Genomic DNA, 702 nt, shown 5'->3' on the forward strand with positions numbered 1-702 from the left:
GTTGAGTTGAACCTCGATCTCCTTCAGACTGCGCATCTGCTCTTTCAAGGCCGCGATCTTCTCCTGCAGTCGCTCTGTCCTGGCCTTCGCGATCGCAGGCTCCTGACGATCCGCTGTGTCCATCGCCTCGAGATAGCGAGCGATACTTGACTCAATGTCGCGCATCCGTCGCTCGAGCTTGGCGCTCGTGAAGTTGCGGTCGCGGTGGTTCACCGCCTTGAACTTGCTGCCGTCGATCGCAACAATCGCTTCTGCGAAGAGGTCCAGACGCTGGCACAGCATCACGAACTGGCGACAGACGCTGCGGATCGCCTTGCCGTTGTCTTTACGGAACCGGGCGATGGTCTTGAAGTCCGGCGCAAGGCGCCCCGTGAGCCACATCAGTTCAACATTGCGCTGGCACTCACGTTCAAGACGACGGCTGGATTGAATACGGTTCAGGTAACCGTAGATGTAGATCTTGAGCATCACCTCGGGATGATACGAAGGCCGCCCGGTCAGCGCTGGCTCGACACCTTCAAACCCCAGCTGCCGGAGATCGAGTTCATCCACAAAGACGTCCACCACGCGCACAGGATTGGTGTCCGTCACGTAGTCATCGAGCGCTTCGGGAAGGAGAAAGCTTTGTGTACGATTGTCGCCTTGCACGAACCGCTTCATCTCGCTCCATCCCTCGCTGTCGGATGAAGCATCTTAGCGCTT

Annotated in this window: 1 protein-coding gene; it reads right to left on the reverse strand. The window is 58.0% G+C overall.

Translation table 11 applies throughout. The features are described from left to right. Nucleotides 1–660: transposase (locus M3I54_RS44505; protein WP_254346743.1), on the reverse strand; the 660-nt coding region annotated here is incomplete at its 3' end. Nucleotides 661–702 lie beyond the last annotated feature (42 nt).

Origin of the sequence: Paraburkholderia sp. CNPSo 3274 (assembly GCF_024206475.1) — a bacterium.
In the GTDB taxonomy this organism is placed as follows: Bacteria; Pseudomonadota; Gammaproteobacteria; order Burkholderiales; family Burkholderiaceae; genus Paraburkholderia.